This window comes from Halomonas sp. NCCP-2165 (assembly GCF_023708045.1).
Taxonomy (GTDB): domain Bacteria; phylum Pseudomonadota; class Gammaproteobacteria; order Pseudomonadales; family Halomonadaceae; genus Bisbaumannia; species Bisbaumannia pacifica.
In genome coordinates this window covers 64,431-81,912 of sequence record NZ_BRCY01000016.1, presented here as the reverse complement: position 1 = coordinate 81,912, position 17,482 = coordinate 64,431, and the positions used below count along the sequence as shown (strand labels likewise).

General features: G+C 69.5%; 12 protein-coding genes. 5 read left to right on the top strand and 7 right to left on the bottom strand.

Going from position 1 to position 17,482, the window contains the following annotated elements:
* From NFU04_RS10235 to NFU04_RS10210, 6 genes are all read right to left on the bottom strand, one after another.
* A partial coding sequence (locus NFU04_RS10235) for a cytochrome oxidase subunit III (protein ID WP_251309337.1) occupies positions 1 to 549 on the bottom strand: 549 nt, incomplete at its 3' end.
* Positions 546 to 2,300 (bottom strand): cytochrome c oxidase subunit I, encoded by a 1,755-nt coding sequence (locus NFU04_RS10230; protein WP_251309336.1) that lies wholly within the window; start codon positions 2,298 to 2,300, stop codon positions 546 to 548. The genes NFU04_RS10235 and NFU04_RS10230, both read right to left, overlap by 4 nt.
* A 3-nt stretch (positions 2,301 to 2,303) precedes the next feature.
* A complete protein-coding gene (locus NFU04_RS10225) occupies positions 2,304 to 3,674 on the bottom strand; it encodes a c-type cytochrome (RefSeq protein ID WP_251309335.1) in 1,371 nt (456 codons plus the stop codon).
* A gap of 271 nt (positions 3,675 to 3,945) precedes the next feature.
* Positions 3,946 to 6,375 (bottom strand): ATP-dependent helicase HrpB, encoded by a 2,430-nt coding sequence (gene hrpB, locus NFU04_RS10220; protein ID WP_251309334.1) that lies wholly within the window; start codon positions 6,373 to 6,375, stop codon positions 3,946 to 3,948.
* Between the two features lie 88 nt (positions 6,376 to 6,463).
* Complete coding sequence (locus NFU04_RS10215) at positions 6,464 to 7,189, bottom strand: GntR family transcriptional regulator (RefSeq protein ID WP_251309333.1); 726 nt, start codon at positions 7,187 to 7,189, stop codon at positions 6,464 to 6,466.
* 110 nt (positions 7,190 to 7,299) lie between these two features.
* Positions 7,300 to 7,956 (bottom strand): TetR/AcrR family transcriptional regulator, encoded by a 657-nt coding sequence (locus NFU04_RS10210; protein WP_251309332.1) that lies wholly within the window; start codon positions 7,954 to 7,956, stop codon positions 7,300 to 7,302.
* A 379-nt stretch (positions 7,957 to 8,335) separates the two neighbouring features.
* Here NFU04_RS10210 and xdhA point away from each other — a divergent pair, with 379 nt between their 5' ends.
* From xdhA to NFU04_RS10185, 5 genes are all read left to right on the top strand, one after another.
* The gene (gene xdhA, locus NFU04_RS10205) at positions 8,336 to 9,796 is read left to right on the top strand and encodes a xanthine dehydrogenase small subunit (RefSeq protein WP_251309331.1); all 1,461 of its coding nucleotides are present in this window, start codon (positions 8,336 to 8,338) and stop codon (positions 9,794 to 9,796) included.
* Positions 9,780 to 12,161 carry a xanthine dehydrogenase molybdopterin binding subunit gene (gene xdhB / locus NFU04_RS10200; protein WP_251309330.1) on the top strand — a complete coding sequence of 794 codons (2,382 nt, stop codon included), beginning with the start codon at positions 9,780 to 9,782 and terminating at the stop codon, positions 12,159 to 12,161. Before xdhA ends, xdhB begins: the two co-directional genes overlap by 17 nt.
* Before the next feature lies 1 nt (position 12,162).
* Positions 12,163 to 13,011: a xanthine dehydrogenase accessory protein XdhC gene (xdhC, locus tag NFU04_RS10195; RefSeq protein ID WP_251309329.1), complete on the top strand. Its 849-nt coding sequence runs from the start codon at positions 12,163 to 12,165 to the stop codon at positions 13,009 to 13,011.
* A 38-nt stretch (positions 13,012 to 13,049) separates the two neighbouring features.
* The gene (guaD, locus tag NFU04_RS10190; RefSeq protein WP_251309328.1) at positions 13,050 to 14,375 is read left to right on the top strand and encodes a guanine deaminase; all 1,326 of its coding nucleotides are present in this window, start codon (positions 13,050 to 13,052) and stop codon (positions 14,373 to 14,375) included.
* A gap of 264 nt (positions 14,376 to 14,639) precedes the next feature.
* Complete coding sequence (locus NFU04_RS10185; protein WP_251309327.1) at positions 14,640 to 16,367, top strand: GGDEF domain-containing protein; 1,728 nt, start codon at positions 14,640 to 14,642, stop codon at positions 16,365 to 16,367.
* An 88-nt stretch (positions 16,368 to 16,455) separates the two neighbouring features.
* Here the strand turns inward: NFU04_RS10185 and NFU04_RS10180 are convergent, their stop codons facing one another.
* Positions 16,456 to 17,451 carry an adenosine deaminase gene (locus tag NFU04_RS10180; RefSeq protein WP_251309326.1) on the bottom strand — a complete coding sequence of 332 codons (996 nt, stop codon included), beginning with the start codon at positions 17,449 to 17,451 and terminating at the stop codon, positions 16,456 to 16,458.
* Positions 17,452 to 17,482: the final 31 nt, after the last annotated feature.

Sequence of the window (17,482 nt, the reverse complement as noted above, 5' to 3'; positions counted from 1 at the left end):
CCGCCAGGTACGCCACCAGGCCACCATCCCCCCCAGCAGGTGCAGGGCATGCAGCAGGGTCAGTAGATAGAAGTAGGCACCCACGGGGCTTGCCTGGAGGGTGATGCCCCCGGCGGTCAGCTGCCACCAGGCCAGCCCCTGCCCCGCCAGGAAGGTCAGGCTCAAGCCCCCGGCCCAGGCGAGCGAACGGCGCAGCCGCCCGGGTTGGCGGCGCCGCGCCGCCCCCCAGGCGCGCTGCCAGGCCAGGCTCGCGATCATCAGCAGCAGGGAGTTGGCCCACAGCACGCCGGGCAGGCGCAGCGACACCGTCTCGCCGGCCATCCCCAGGCGCATCAGGTAGGCGCTGACCGTCAGCGCAAACAGCGAGGTGGCCATCGCCAGGATCACCCCCAGGCCGACCCGCGCCGGGGTCGCCCCCGGCGGGGCCTGCCGCGCCGGCGCCCGGCCGGCCACCTGGGCCTCCCAGGGGCGAGCCCCCCAGGTGTGGCGAAACAGCCAGGCGCCGAGCAGCAGCATCATCAGGCTGATCAGGGCCAGGGAGGGAATCATCGCGGCGCCTCCTCGCCCCGAGCCTGGGGCGGCTGGTTCTGGGGCAGGAAGTCCCGGGACGCCCCCGGCACGCTGTAGTCGTAGGCCCAGCGGTAGACCACCGGCAGCCGTTCGCCGAAATTACCGTGCCGCGGCGGCGTATGCGGCGTCTGCCACTCCAGGGTGGTGGCGCCCCAGGGGTTGGGGTCGGCCCGCTCGCCGCGGCGCAGGCTCCAGGCCATATTGATCAGGAACAGCAGCTGCGCCGCCGCCACCACCAGGGCCGCCAGGGTGATCACCATGTTCAGGGTGATCACCGAGTCGGGAATGAAGGTACTCTCGCCATAGGCGTAGTAGCGCCGGGGCACCCCGGCGAAGCCCATGAAATGCATCGGGAAATAGACCACATAGGTGCCCAGGAAGGTGAGCCAGAAGTGCCACTTGGCCAGTCCCTGGTGAAACATCCGCCCGGTCACCTTGGGATACCAGTGATAGAGGCCGGCGAAGATCACCAGCACCGGCGCCACGGCCATCACCATATGGAAGTGCCCCACCACGAAGTAGGTATCCGAGAGCGGCACGTCCACGGTGACATTGCCCAGGAAGAGGCCGCTCAGGCCACCGTTGACGAAGGTGAAGAGGAAGCCGATGGCGAAGAGCATGGGCACCGTGAGGCGGATATTGCCCCGCCACAGGGTCAGCACCCAGTTGTAGACCTTGATCGCCGTGGGCACGGCGATGATCAGGGTAGTGGTGGCGAAGAGGAAGCCGAAATAGGGGCTCATGCCGCTGACGAACATATGGTGGGCCCAGACCACGAAGCTGAGCACGCCGATCAGGATCAGCGCCCAGACCATCATGCGGTAGCCGAAGATATTCTTGCGGGCGTGACAGGCGAGAATATCCGAGACGATGCCGAAGGCGGGCAGCGCGACGATATAGACCTCCGGGTGCCCGAAGAACCAGAACAGATGCTGGTAGAGCAGCGGGCTCCCGCCCTCGTGGGTGGAGGGGTCGCCCAGGTTGAGCATCGCCGGCATAAAGAAGCTGGACCCCAGCAGCAGGTCGCTGAGCAGCATCAGGACCGCCACCAGCAGGGCGGGAAAGGCCAGCAGCGCCAGCACCGTGGCCATGAAGATGCCCCAGATGGTCAGCGGCAGGCGCATCAGGGTCATGCCCCGGGTGCGCGCCTGGAGTACCGTGACCACGTAGTTGAGCCCGCCCATGGTGAAACCGGCGATAAACACGATCAGCGAGACCAGCATCAGCACGACACCGCCTTCCGCCCCCGGGGTGCCGGCACTGATCACCTGGGGGGGATAGAGGGTCCAGCCCCCGCCGGTGGGGCCACCGGGCACGAAGAAGCCCGCCACCAGGATCAGCACCGAGGCCAGGTAGAACCAGTAGCTGAGCATATTGAGAAAGGGAAAGGCCATGTCCCGGGCACCGATCATCAAGGGAATCAGGTAGTTGCCGAAGGCACCCAGGAGGAAGGCGGTCAGCAGATAGACCACCATGATCATGCCGTGCATGGTCACGTACTGCAGGTAGCTGCTCGGGTCGATCAGCGAGAAGGTGCCGGGAAACCCCAGCTGCAGGCGAATCAGGATCGACAGCACCAGGGCCACCAGGCCGATGGCGGTGGCCGTCAGGGCATACTGGACGGCGATCACCTTGGCATCCTGACTCCAGATGTACTTGCCGAGGAAGGTCCTGGGGTGGACCAGCTCCATCTCCTCGTCGAGCAGCGCCTCGCGACTCGGTTCGCCCATGGGTCACTCCTCCTCCGTCCCGGTGCCGAGGCGGGTGATATGCGCCACCACGTCCTCCACCGCCCGCCGATTCACCAGCATCTGGGCCATGTCCACCATCTGGTTGCCATAGGGGTCGTCGGCATGACGGCCGCGGATGCCCTCCCGAAAGTGCTCCAGCTGTCGGATCAGGTACCAGTCCGGCAGCCCCGCCAGGGGTGGCCCCCGGGTCGCCGCGACGCCCTCCCCCCGGGCGCCGTGACAATGCGCACAGGTGCGATACAGGCCGGCCCCGCGCCGCGGGTCGCCGGCCTCGGCGGGCGGCGAGATCGCCGGCTCGAAGGAGGCGATATAGGCCGCCACATCGCCGATGGCGGCCTCATCGGGCAGCTGCAGGGCGAAGGGGCGCATCTGCTGGCCCTGGGTATCCTCGGCATGGGTGCCCCGGGCGCCGCGGCGGAACAGCTCGAGCTGACGATGCAGGTAGTCGGGCGTCAAGCCCGCCAGGGGCGGCGCCTGGATGGCGGCGTTGCCCCCACCGCTGGCGCCATGGCAGGCGGCACAACTGGCGTAATGGGCCCGGCCCGCCTCGAGATCGGGGTTGGCCCGAGCCAGCCAGTCGGCCTGAGTCGGCAACTCGTCCCGCCAGGCCTCGAAGACCTCCGGCGCCACCACCTCGATGCGCGCGCGCATGGCGAAATGGGCGATGCCGCACAGCTCGGCGCAGACCACCTGATAGTCGCCCGGTTCGGTGGGAGTCAGCCAGAAGTGGGAGACCTGGCCCGGTACCAGATCCATCTTGGCGCGGAAGTTGGCCACCTGGAAGTTGTGCAGCACGTCCTTGGAGCGCAGCCGCAGTTGTACCGGCTGCCCCTGGGGCAACAACAGGCGTGGCTCCATCACCAGGCGATCATCGAGGCCGGCGGGATCCTCGCCGAGGCCGAAGGGATTGTCCGTCTCGAGGGCGCGGGGATCGACGCGCCCGAACTCGCCATCCTCGCCGGGCAGGCGGAAACTCCAGCGCCACTGCTGACCCACCACTTCCACCCGATGCGCCTCCTCGGGGGCCCGGACGAAATCGCCCCAGACCCAGAGCCCCGGGGCCAGCAGGGCGGCGATCCCCACGCCGGTGATCAGGGTCAGCCAGCCCTCCAGGCGCTTGTTCTCGGGGTCGAAGTCGGCGCGGCGACTCGCGCGGTGGCGATAACGCAGGATGACCCAGGCGAGGAAGAGATTGACCGCGACGAAGACCGCCCCGGTGACCAGGGCGGTGATCTGGATGGTGGTGTCCATGGCCCCCCAGTTGGAGGCCAACGGCGTCAGTTGCCAGGGCGAGACGAGATAGAAGAGCACCGACCCCAACGTCAGCAGGATCACGACCCAGGCGAGAATCATCGGCCTCTCCTCGGCCCGCCAACCCGCCGGGCCCGGCAACCACACCTCTGTCACTATAGTGAGGGGGCCTGAAAGCCGCCAATGATGCTAAATCAGCATGCCTGGGTAGAAGGACGGGGGAGCCAGCGCCGGATCAGTTCTGGCGTGAATACCATTGTGGGACCGCGGCCAAAGCCAGCCCTCACGAATCGCCAGCTAAAGCTAGCTCCTACAATGGCATGCCGGAGAGTGGCCATGTCGTGACTTCACGCTGATCTGCGAAGAACCTGACTTATTGGCCGCGGCGCTTGGTGCGGGCGGTGGCCTGGGCGGATAGAGGATCCTCCGGCCAGGGGTGCTTCGGGTAGCGACCGCGCATCTCCTTGCGCACCTCGAAGTAGCCGTGGCGCCAGAAGCTCGCCAGGTCATGGGTGGTCTGCAGGGGGCGACGGGCCGGCGACAGCGGCTGCACCAGCACCGGCACCCGCCCTTCCACCAGCCGTGGGGTCTCGGCCAGCCCGAACAGCTCCTGGAGCTTGACCGCCAGCAGCGGCGACTCGCCCCGGTAATCGAGGCGCACCCGGGAACCACTGGGCACCCTGAGGTGCGTCGGCGCCAGCTGCTCCAGGCGCTGGCGCAGGGACCAGTCGAGGCCCTCCAGCAGTAACTTGCCCAGGGGCAGGCGGTCTACCGCCTCCAGGCTGCGCACCCCCGCCAGGTGCGGCCCGAGCCAGGTCTCCAGCGCGGTCAGCAGGGTCGGCGTCGACCAGTCGGGCCAATCCGCCTCGGGCAATTCACGACGCAGCAAGGCCATCCGCGCCCGGAGCTGTTCGCCCTCTTCATCGAAGGCAAGTTGACCCCGCTCGCGCAGGGCCGAGAGCAGCGCCGCCTCCACCGCCTCGGCGGGCAGCCTGGCCAGGGGACGCCGCGCCAGGATCGCCTCGTCCAGGGCCTGGACCTCCTCCCCCACTAGGCGCCCGGCCTCGGCGTCCCAGCGGATCAGCGGTTGCCAGGTCGCGATCTCCGGGTACCAGGCCGCCAGGCGCGAGCGATCCAGGCTCAGGGCGCTGAAGATCCGCGCCCCTTCCGGCTTGCCGTCCAGGGAGAGGGCCACCAGGAGCTCGGCCTGGGCCAGGGGATGGGCGTCCGGCAGCCAGGCCTGGCTGCCGCCGGCCAGCTTGAAGCGCCCCGGCGCCAGCCTGACGGCCACCCGCTCCGGCCAGGCGAGGGCGGCCAGTTCTCCGAGGGGCCCGAGATCCGCGACCTCGAGGCCCACCCCGGCGATCCGCGCCAGGCGCCGCGCCTCCCGGTACCACTGGGCCTCGAGGCCCTGGGCCCGGGGGCCGGGCAGCCGGCTCAAGGCCGCGGCCAGGTCATCGGCCTCGAGGCCCGTCTCCAGGGCGGCGGCCAGCCAGCAGGCCAGGGGCCGGGCGTCGATCTCGGCGGCACGCACCAGCATCGCCGCCAGGCGCGGATGACAGGGCCAGCGTTCGGCGTCGCGTCCCAGGCCGGTCAGGTGGTGATCGGAATCCAGCAGCGCCAGGCGCCGGAGGGCCCTGCGCCCCGATGCCAGGGCGGCGGCGGGGGGCGGCGTCACCCAGGCCAGCGCCTCGACCTCGACAACGCCCCAGCGCGCCAGCTCGAAGGCCAGGGGCGCCAGGTCGGCCTGAAGCAGTTCCGGTTCGCCATGGGCCGGCAGGGCCTGCTCCGCCGCCCACAGCCGGTAGCAGGCCCCGGGCCCCTGGCGCGCCGCCCGCCCCCGGCGCTGCTCGGCGCTGGCCCGGTTGACCCGGCGAGTCACCAGTCGGCTCAATCCGGTGCGGGCCTGGAATTCCGGCACCCGCTCGAAGCCGGCATCGATGACGATGCGCACCCCGTCCACGGTAACGCTGGACTCCGCCAGGGCGGTAGAGAGCACCACCCGACGCCGCCCCTCGGGATCCCGGGCCAGGGCGCGACGCTGCTCGGCGAGCGGCAGGCGACCATGCAGCTCCAGGACCCGAGCCTCGAGGTCACCGAGCTCCCGGGCCAGGCGGCGAATCTCCGCCACCCCGGGCAGGAACACCAGCATGTCACCCTGATCGGTGGCCAGGGCCTCGCGGATCACCGCCGCCTGGTGGCGCTCGGGTCGCTCGCGGGAAGGCATGGCCCGGTAGTGGGTGGTGACCGGGTAGGTGCGCCCCGGACAGCGCAGCACCGGGGTTGCCTCCCCCAGCACGCCGAGCAGGGTGGCCTCGTCCAGGGTCGCCGACATCACCAGCAGGCGCAGCTCCTCGCGCAGCCCCGCCTGGGCATCCAGGCTCAGGGCGAGGCCCAGGTCGGCCTCCAGGCTGCGCTCGTGAAACTCGTCGAAGATCACCCCGGCCACCCCCTCGAGGCTCGGATCGGCCTGGAGCATGCGGGTCAAGACGCCCTGGGTGACCACCTCCAGGCGGGTTCCCGGACCCACCCGGGACTCGCCACGCATGCGGTACCCCACCGTCTCGCCGACCGCCTCGCCCAGGTTGGCGGCCAGCTGCGCCGCCGCCAGGCGCGCCGCCACCCGCCGCGGCTCCAGCAACAGCAGGCGTCCCTGTCGACACCAGTCGCTCTCGAGCAGCGCCAACGGTACCCGGGTGGTCTTGCCGGCGCCGGGCTCGGCGATCAACAGCGCCCGGGGGTGCGCCTCCAGGGTGGCCTGAATCTCGGGGAGCTGGCTATCGATGGGCAGGGAATCACGCATGGGAGTCTCGGGGTCCGGACGATGGCTGGGCCGCCAACGACCGCGGCCCGACGAGTCGCCGGGCCGCGGGGGAAAACATGGCGCCGTATCAGCCGCCCAGTTTACCGAAAATCGCCGCCAGATCGATGCGGTTCTCCTGGGCGCGCAGGTCGAGGAGCTGCTCGAGGCTCGCCAGGTGCTGACCGATGGCGCGACGCGCCCCCTCGGCATCGCCATCGCGCAGGCAGGCCAGCAGGGTGTCATGATCCCCGTCCAGGTAGCAGGAAGCCAGGCTCGGCTGCTTGTAGAGGGCGATCACGATGGAGGTGCGCAGGATCAGCTCGGAGAGCATCTTGCCGAGGATGCGATTGGGGGCGTGATCGGCCAGGTAGTGATGAATGGCCAGGGAGTGTTCGATGCGGGCGCTCTCGTCGCCCTCGGCATAGGCGGCCTTCTCGGCCTCCACATGGTTGGCCAGCACCGCACACTGCTCCGGTTCCAGGGCGCCGGCCAGCAGGGCCACCACCTCGCCCTCCACCAGGCGCCGGGCGGCGAAGATCTCGTGGGTCTCGTCGATATCCGGGGCGCAGACCCGCGCCACCTGATTGGGCTGCTGGGTAATCACATGGTAGGAAGCCAGCCGCGTCAGGGCCTTGCGCACCACCGAGCGGCTGACGCCGAAGATCTCGCCCAGGGCCACTTCCGGTAGGCGAGTGCCCGGGGGCAGCCGCTGGCTCAGCACCGCCTGGCGAATCATGTCGACGATATGCTGATCACTGATGCGTCCGCCCGCCTTGACCTCGGCGAGCATGGTCTCCTGCCATTGATTATTCATCGCTTGGCGCCCACTCCACTCCGTCTTGTTGGTATCCCAGCCTGCCCTTTCCGGTGGCGCAGTCACTGAACATCATTGCCTGCCCATAGTGTATACAAAAACCGGCAGCGTCACACCGGGGTCGCGGCTCCGGCGGCGCTTTTGACACCGCAGCCCTTGAGAATCACTCGACAGAGGAAATCGGTGGCCCGCTCATAGTCGGCGTCGGAGAGGCTCTCCTTGCCGGTGATGCCGAGGACCTGGGCCTCGAAATCGGCGTAGTGCTGGGTGGAGGACCAGATCAGGAAGATCAGCCAGACCGGATCCACCGGATCCATCAGGCCCCGCTCGGCCCACTGCTCGAAGACCCGGGCCCGGGCCTGGACCCAGTCGCGCAGCTCGCCGTGCAGGTACTCCTGGAGGAAAGGCGCGCCGCCGAGGATCTCCGCGGCGAACAGCCGGGAGCCCTGGGGGTGGCTGCGACTCAGCGCCATCTTGCTGCGGATAAAGGCCTCCAGCACCTCGGCGGGATCATCCTCGACGCGAATATCGTCGAGCATGGCGTTCCAGCGCCCCATCATCCGCTCCAGCAGGGTGACATAGAGCCGGCGCTTGCTACCCACGTAGTAGAGCACATTCGATTTCGGCAACCCGGCGGCCTCGGCGATGGCCTGAACACTGGCACCACGGTAGCCGTGGCAGGCGAAGACGCGCTCGGCGGCCTCGAGGATCAGCTGCTCGTTGCGGGTGCGGGTCGGCGTCGAATCGACGGAATTCATGGAGGTCATCACTTACCGCTCGGCTGCAAAGCCACAAGCTTGCCGTAGCCCCGGGCCCGGTGCAACGCCTTGGCCAAGGGCCTGGCCGATTAAAGTCCATGACGCTATTGCCTAGGGCCGGGGCTACTCTGGGGACAGGCACTTCGCAAAGACGCTGTGAACCCATCCTTGGGCGCTCGACTTTTTCGTCCCTGAAAAAGACGCTTTGCTACGACCTGCCCCCAGAGCCCCTCAGCCATTTAGACTTTTGTATATCCAAACCTCCCGTCATCAGAGTCATGACGGGTGAAATTTCCCCTTGCACTTTCGGCGGGGATCAGCCACGCTTTCTGAAAGTTGACCAATCGGTCAAGACAACGACAGACGATAACAACCAGCGGATACGCCAATGATCGACTTCTATCTCAATGGCCAACGCCAGAGCGGCGTCGAGGTGCCCCCTGACACCAGCGTCCTCGAGCTGCTGCGGACCCGACTCGGCAAGACCGGCACCAAGGAGGGCTGCGCCTCCGGTGACTGCGGCGCCTGCACCGTGACCATCGGCGAACCCAACGCCGACGGCGAGCTGGAGTATCGCACCGCCAACGCCTGCATCACCCCGGCTCACCAGCTCCAGGGCTGTCACCTGGTCACCGTGGAGGGCCTGGCCCGGGGCGACGCCCTGCACCCGGCCCAAGCGGCGATGGTGGAGTGCCACGCCAGCCAGTGCGGCTTCTGCACCCCGGGCATCGTGATGTCGCTGTTCACCCTCCACGAGACCCAGCGCCGCACCCCGGCGCCGCTGACCCAGGCACGCCTGGAGCAGGCCCTGGGCGGCAACCTGTGCCGCTGCACCGGCTACCGGCCGATCCGCGACGCCGCCCTGACCATGAGCGACTACCCGGACACCCACCCCAGCTGGGCCGACGATCCGGGCCTGGCCGTGGACGTGGGCAAGCAGCGCCAGGAAAGCCCCGCCGAACTGGCGTCTCAGGGCCACTTCAGCGCCCCCCGTGACCTGGCCGCGCTGCGCCGCCTCAAGGCCGAGCGTCCCCAGGCGCGCCTGGTGGCCGGGGCCACCGACCTGTGGCTGGAGACCACCCAGCAGCTCAAGGCCCTCGACGACCTGATCGATGTGCGCCGGGTCGCCGAGCTCAACGAGATCGAGGCCACCGACGACGGCTGGTGGATCGGCGCCGCCGTGCCCCTGTCGCGGCTCGAGCCCTTGCTGGAGGAGGCCTACCCCGCCTTCGCGCATCTGCTGCACCGCTTCGCCTCCCAGCAGATTCGCAACCGCGCCACCCTGGGCGGCAATATCGCCAACGCCTCGCCGATCGGCGACAGCCCCCCCGTGCTGCTGGCCCTGGAGGCGCGGCTCTTGCTGGATGGCCCCGATGGCGAGCGGGAACTGCCCCTGGGCGACTTCTTCCTCGACTACAAGAAGACCGCCCTGGCCGACCACGAATTTATCCGCAGCATCTTCCTGCCGCGCCCGACGGCGGAGCAGAATCTCAAGGTGTGGAAGCTGTCCAAACGTCGTGAGGACGATATCTCCGCGGTGCTGGCGGCCTTCGCCTGGCGCCTGGAGGAGGGCGTGATGCGCGACGTGCGCCTGGCCTTCGGCGGCATGGCGGCGATTCCCCGCCGGGTGCCGCGTACCGAGGCGGCCCTGGAGGGGCAGGCCCCCAGCCTCGAGGCCTTCGCCGCGGCCAAGGCGGCCCTCGACCAGGAGCTCTCGCCGATGAGCGACGTGCGCGGCAGCGCCGAGTACCGCAAGCTGGCCGCCGCCAACCTCCTCGAACGCCTGCGGCTGATGATCGACACCACCCACAACGACACCAAGGTGACCCTCGATGCGTACGCTCACTGAACTCGCCCCCGAGGCTTCCCAACAGGCCCCGAGCCCCCGGGCCGAGACCGGCAGCGGCGCCGCCGGCCAGTCCCGGATTCACGAGAGCGCCGTCAAGCACGTCACCGGCCGGGCCGCCTATATCGACGATATCCCCTGCCCCGCCGACACCCTGCACGTGGCACTGGGCCTGTCGCCGGTGGCCCATGGTCGCCTGACCCGCCTCGACCTGGAGCAGGTCAAGGCCGCCCCCGGGGTGGTCGATGTCATCACCATCGTCGACGTGCCCGGCCACACCGATATCGGCCCGGTCTTCCCCGGCGACCCGCTGTTCGTCGACGACGAGATCAGCTACGTGGGCCAGGTGATCTTCGCCGTGGCCGCCGAGAGCTATCAGGCCGCCCGCAAGGCGGTGCGCCTGGCCGAGGTGGAGATCGACGAGCAGCCGGCCAGCCTCGACCCGGTGGCCGCCGCCGAGCGCGGTGAGTTCGTGCGCCCCACCCATCACCACCAGAGCGGCGACTGGGAGCAGGCCCTGCGCGACGCCACCTACGTGCTGGAAGGCGAGCAGTTCGTCGGCGGCCAGGAGCACTTCTACCTGGAGGGCCAGGCCTGCCTGGTCACCCCCAGCGAGGACGAGGGGGTGGTGATCCACACCTCCAACCAGCACCCCAGCGAGACCCAGAAGCTGGTCGCCGAGGTGCTGGATATCCCCTTCCACGCGGTCACCGCCGAGATGCGCCGCATGGGCGGCGGCTTCGGTGGCAAGGAAACCCAGGCCTCGCCCTGGGCCTGCATCGCCGCGCTGATCGCCCGGCGCACCGGCCGCGCCGCCAAGCTGCGCCTGCCCCGGGCCGAGGACATGCGCGCCACCGGCAAGCGCCACCCCTTCCATAACCGCTACCGCCTGGGCATCGACGACCAGGGCGTGCTGGTCGGCGGCGAGATCACCGTGATCGGCGACTGCGGCTACTCGCCGGACCTCTCCGATGCGGTGGTCGATCGCGCCATGTTCCATTCCGACAATGCCTACTCCCTGGGCCAGGCCCGGGTCACCGGCCACCGGGCCAAGACCCACACCGCCTCCAATACCGCCTTCCGCGGTTTCGGCGGCCCCCAGGGGGTGATGATCATCGAGCAGGTGATGGACGATATCGCCCGGCATATCGGCGAGGACCCGCTGACGGTGCGCAAGCGCAACCTCTACCGTCCCGGCCGCGACGTCACCCACTACGGCCAGCGGGTCGAGCAGTTGCAGCTGCTGCATGACCTGATCGCCGAGCTCGAACAGAGCAGCGACTACTGGGCGCGCCGTCAGGCGATCAGCGACTTCAACCGCGAGAGCCCGATCATCAAGAAGGGCCTGGCGCTGACCCCGGTGAAATTCGGCATCTCCTTCACCGTCCAGCACCTCAACCAGGCCGGCGCCCTGCTCCACGTCTATACCGACGGCAGCGTGCAGATCAACCACGGCGGCACCGAGATGGGCCAGGGCCTGCACACCAAGGTGTGCCAGGTGGTGGCCCGGGAGCTGGGCCTGGACATCGAGCGGGTGCGCATCACCGCCACCCGCACCGACAAGGTGCCCAACACCTCCCCCACCGCGGCCTCCAGTGGCGCCGACCTCAACGGCCAGGCGGCCAAGGACGCGGCCTCGAAGCTGCGCGAGCGGCTCTTCGACTTCGCCGCCGAGCACTACCGCCTGGATCGCGACGGCATGCGCCTGGAGGCTGGCGCCCTGGTGGCCGGGCAAGGCGAGGCCGAGCGCCGCCTGCCCTGGGCGGAGCTGGTGCAGGCCGCCTACCTGGGTCGCGTCTCGCTCTCCGAGAAGGGCTTCTACGCCACCCCGCTGATCCACTACGACCGCAATACCGGCAAGGGCCGCCCCTTCTACTACTATGCCCACGGCGCCGCGGTCAGCGAAGTGGAGGTGGATACCCTGAGCGGCGAATACCAGGTCACCCGGGTGGATATCCTCCACGACGTGGGCGACTCCCTGAACCCGGCCATCGATATCGGCCAGGTCGAGGGCGCCTTTATCCAGGGCATGGGCTGGATGACCAGCGAGGAGCTGAAGTGGAACGACGCGGGTCGCCTGGTCTCCGACGGCCCCGCCACCTACAAGATCCCCGCCTTCGGCGACCTGCCGCCGGTGATGAACGTCAAGCTGCTGGAGGGTCACCCCAACTCCCAGGCCAGCATCTACCGCTCCAAGGCCGTCGGCGAGCCGCCTTTCATGCTGGGCATCTCGGTGTGGTCGGCGCTGCGCGACGCCCTGGCCAGCCTGGCCGACTATAAGGTCGCCCCGCAGCTCGACACCCCGGCGACCCCGGAGCGGGTGCTGATGGTGGCCCAGGCCCTGCGCGACGCCCAGGGAGCGGCCTGAGATGGGCGCCCTCTCCTGGCACCAGGCCCTGCATCGCCTCCAGCGGGAGGCGGTGCCCCATGCCCTGGCCAGCGTGGTGGGCGCCGCCGGCTCCACCCCGCGGGAGCCCGGCGCCAAGATGGTGATCACCCCTGAGGGCGTCCACGACACCCTGGGCGGCGGCACCTTCGAGTACCAGGTGATCGACGCCGCCCGCCGGGCCCTGGCCGCGGACGAGTGCGGCCCGCGCCTGGAGGCCTTCCCCCTGGGCGGGCGCTCCGGCCAGTGCTGCGGCGGTTATGTGCATGTGCTGATCGAGGTGTTCGGTGGCGCCGAGATGACGGTGGCGCTGTTCGGCGCCGGCCATGTGGGCCAGGCCCTGGTGGGGCTGCTGGCGCCGCTGCCCTGGCGGGTGCTGTGGCACGACAGCCGGGCAGATGCCTTCCCGGCCTGGGCCGCCGACCAGCCGCGCCTCGTGTGTCGCCACGCCCCGGACTCCACCGAGGCGGTGGCCGCCCTGCCCGCCGGCTGCCACGCCCTGGTGATGACCCATGACCACGGCGAGGACCGCGCCCTAGTGGACGACCTGCTGGCCCGGGCCGACTGCGCCTCCCTGGGGTTGATCGGCTCCGACAGCAAGTGGGCCAGCTTCAAGCGCCGCCTGGCGGACGCCGGCCACGGCCCCGAGGCCCTGGCCCGGGTGCGCTGCCCCATCGGCATTCCCGGCGCCAAGGGCAAGCTGCCCTACGAGATCGCCCTGGCGGTGAGTGCGGAACTCTTGACCCTCAAGCCGGAGACGGCCCAGCCGGATCGCCGCGGGGTGGCCCCCGAGGTGCTGCGCGACGCCTTCTCGCAACCCAAGACATCATGATCGACGGGTGGCTCGACCACCCGCCCCTGGAGAATCCCATGAGCCATGCCCAGACTCGGGTCCTGCGCGGCCCCTTGCTGAGCTTTATCAATGATCCCGGCGAGGGCGACAGCCCCGCCGAGGGCAGCGTCCTGCACCTGGAAGATGGCGCCCTGTGGCTGGAAGACGGCCGCATCCGCGCCGTCGGCGACTACCGGGAGCTGGCCCCCCAGTTGCCCGCGGACATCGAGGTGGTCGACTATTCCGGCAAGCTGATGATGCCGGGCTTTATCGACAGCCATGTGCACTATGCCCAGCTCGATATCATGGCCTCTTATGGTCGCCAGTTGCTCGACTGGCTCAACGACTACACCTTCCCGGAGGAGTGCCGCTTCGCCGAGCGCGCCCATGCCGAGGAGGTCGCCGACGCCTTCCTCACCGAGATGCTGCGCGCCGGCACCACCAGCGCCCAGGTCTTCTGCACCTCGCACCCCAACTCGGTGGAGGCCTTCTTCGGCGCCTCCCAGAAGCGCGGCCTGCGCATGCTGGCCGGCAAGGTGCTGATGGATCGTCACGCCCCGGAGGCCCTCACCGACACCGCCGAGGGCGGCATCGCCGACAGCGAGCGGCTGATCGCCGACTGGCACGGCAAGGGGCGCCTCGGCTATAGCCTGACCCCGCGCTTCGCCCCCACCTCCACCCCGGCGCAGTTGGACGCCACCGGCGGCATCCTGCGCAACGCCCCGGACCTGCACCTGCAGACCCACCTCTCGGAGAACAAGGGCGAGATCGCCTGGGTGGCGGAGCTCTTCCCGGAGTGCCGGGACTACCTGGCGGTCTACGAGCGCTTCGGCCTGGTGGGCCCGCGCAGCACCTTCGCCCACGGCATCCATCTGGATCAGGAGATGCGCAATCGCCTGGCCGCCGCCGGCGCCAATATCGCCTTCTGCCCCACCTCCAATCTCTTCCTGGGCAGCGGCCTCTTCGACCGCCAGGCCTGTCGCGACGCCGGCCTCAACACCACCCTGGCCAGCGACGTGGGCGGCGGCACCGACCTCTCGGGCCTGGCCACCCTCAAGGCCGCCTACCAGGTGGGTCAGCTGCTCGACCAGCCGATGACCGCCTGGCAGGGCTTCTACCGCCTGACCCTGGGCAACGCCCGGGCCCTGCACCTCGACCAGCATATCGGCAGCCTGCGCCCCGGCGCCGAGGCCGATATCGTGGTTCTAGACCCCGCCGCCACGCCGCTGCTGGCACGCCGCACCGCCCGCACCCAGAGCCTGGCGGAGACCCTCTTCGCGCTGATGATCCTCGGCGATGACCGCACGGTCCACGCCACCTGGGCCGGTGGGCAGTGCCTGCACCGGAGGGACGCCATCGTCTAGCACATCCCGAATTTTCCTGTTGCCTCGCGCTATTGGGCGGCCATGCCATGCATGGACCGCCCCTTTTTTATGAAGGATCGCCACGGCGCCACGTCGATACCGCGTTGAAGCGGCAAAAAGGCTTGACGGGGCCCCGGCTATCGGGAAGATAGCCACCACTCACCTATACCAATAAATTTTCGGCCCCGGCGGCGAGCCATCGGCGAGACACCCGATGACCGCACGCCTCGGCCGGTACGCATATACGCAGGGAGGAGTTCGCTCTTGCCCCTACCCCTTACCCCCTGGGAGGCGCCGCGCCTGCCTCGGGAGAGTGATCTCGATGCGCTGACCGAGTTGACGGCCCTGGCCGCCGAGCTCAGCGACCACCCCTGGGTGCTGCTGACGCGGCAAGCCGGCGCTACCGCGCTGCCGCTCGCCCGACATGGCCTCTCCCCCGAGCGGGCGTCACGCATCGCCCGTGCCCTGGTGCAGGACGACGCTGACGCCATCGAGGGCGTCGCCAGTCACCTCGGCGTCCGGCTACCGCGGAACTCGGGCCAGGTCGACACCCTCTGGGTGCTCTCCCCGGAACCGCGCCGGCTCGATGCACTGACCCGGCAACGCCTCGACGGCCTGGCACGGCTCGCCGCCGGCCTGCTGGACACCCACCAGCATCTGGAGGAGAGTCGCCGCGCCGCGTCCCGTCAGACCCAATTGCTGGAGGCGATCAAGCGCGCCTCCGCCACCGGCTTCTGCCTACTCAATGCGCACGGCGAGATCCTCGACCTCAACGAGGAGGCGGCCCGCTTCCTGGACCTGCCCCAGGAGGCGCTGATCGGCATCGATCCGGTCAGCCTGACCCTGGACAGCGAGGCCGAACGCATTCGGCGCCTGCTCGGCGCCTGCCTGGAACACGGGCTACGGGTGCGTGGCAATTGGCCGCTGCTGGCCAGCGACGGCGCCCTGAGGGTCGCCGAGGTGAGCGTGGAGCGCCTGCGCCTGAACGACGAGGCCTATTTGTTCTGCGTGATCGCCGACAAGACCCTGGAGCGCCTCGACGAGACCCTGCGCGACGCCAAGGCACATACCCTGCGCGAGGTGACCCTGGAGAACGCCCTGCCGGAGATCCTCTCCTCCATCGGCGGCGCCATCGACTATCATCGGCCCGGGGCCGGGGTGCTGATCACCCATGTCCACGATGGTGACCTGGATATCGAGTTCGCCTCGGCAGCGACGCTGCGGGGAGGCGACTGCCCCGCTCCCGAGGCGAATCAGCGCCAGCCGGCCTTCTATGACGAGACCACGACGCCCTTCACCACCGCGTCGGGCTGCTGCGCCGTCCAGGTCGACTACCGGGCCTGGTGGCGCTATCCGCTGCTCAGCGAGGATCGCCGGCGGGTGCTGGGCGATCTCTGGGTGCTGGTCGAGGAATCGGTGCGCCCCGGCCCCGCCGAGGATAACTTCCTGACCAGCCTGGCCCAGACCGCCGCCTTCGCCATGGAGCGCCAGGATCAGTTCGAGGCGCTGCGCGAGCGCGCCGAGGTGGACCCCCTCACCGGGCTGGCCAACCGCAGCCAACTGGCCGAGGCCCTGGAGGCGCCGCGGGGGACACGCCCACCGGCGCTGATCCTGATCGACCTGGATGACTTCAAGGCGGTCAACGATACCCATGGCCATCAGGCCGGGGATGCGCTCCTGGTCGCGGTCGCCGAGCGACTGCGCAACAGCCTGCGCGATGGCGACACCATCGCCCGCCTGGGCGGCGATGAATTCCTGGTGGTGATTCCCGGCACCAGCGCCGAAAACGCCCAGCAGATCGCCGACAAGCTGCTCGCGGCCCTGAGGCCCCCGGTGCCCTGGCAGGGCGAGACATTGAGGGTCACCCCCAGCCTGGGGGTGGTCCTGGCCGAGGCCGAGGAAACCACCGAGCGCATGATACAGCGGGTCGATGAGGCCATGTACCGGGCCAAGCGCACCGGCAAGGGGCGGGTCCACGCCGAGCTTCTTTAAGGTCGCAGATCAGCGTAAGGCCACGGCACGGCCAATCTCCGGCAAGCTCTCGTGGGCGTTTGGCCGTGCCGAGGGCGATAAACCTGCTTCAAGCCATCGCATCCAGTCGGGCCAGGAGCTCGCTACGCCGCGACTCGGGCATAAAGGCCGCCTCCAGGGCGTTGCGCGCCAGCCCCAGGAAGGTCGCCTCGTCCCAGCCGAAGGCCTGCCGGCAGGCCAGGTAGTTGTCCAGCACGCCACCGCCGAAGTAGGCGGGGTCATCGGAGTTCAGGGTCAGGGTGAGCCCCGCCTCGAGCAGTTGCGGCAGGGGCAGCTCGCCGAGCTCCCGAACCACCCGGAGGCGCAGGTTGGAGAGCGGGCAGACGGTCAGCGGAATCCGCTCGGCGGCCAGGCGCCGCATCAGCTCGGGGTCCTCGATGGCCCACACCCCGTGGTCGATACGACACACCTCGAGAAGATCCAGGGCCTCGCGGATATAGGCCGGCGGCCCCTCCTCGCCGGCATGGGCCACCCGCGGAAGGCCCAGTTCCTTGGCGCGGCGGAACACCGCCTCGAACTTGCTCGGCGGATGCCCCATCTCGGCGCTGTCCAGGCCCACCGCATCGATCAGCTCCCAGTAGGGGGAGGCCGCCTCCAGCACGTCCATGGCCTCCTCGGCGGGGCGGTCGCGCAGGAAGGCCAGGATCAGCCCCGTGGAGAGGCCCAGCTCCCGCTCGGCGTCGCGCATGGCCCGGTAGAGGCCCTCCACCGGCACCGCCAGGGGCAGGCCCCGGGCCAGATGGGCCTGGGGGTCGAAATGCAGGTCCACATGCACCACGCCCTCGGCATGGGCGCGGCGGAAGTAGGCCATGGCCAGCTCATGGAAGTCCTCGCGGCGCTGCAGCACGCCCATGCCCTGGTAGTAGAGGTCGAGGAAGGATTGCAGGTCGTCGAAATCGTAGGCGCGTCGTACCGCCTCCACGTCGGCATAGGGCAGGCGCACCCGGTTGCGCTCGGCCAGCTCGAACATCAGCTCGGGCTCCAGGGTGCCCTCGATATGCAGGTGCAGCTCGGCCTTGGGCAGACGGGTCAGGAAGTCTCGCATGGCCATCTCCTCGTTGGGCTTTGTCCTATCC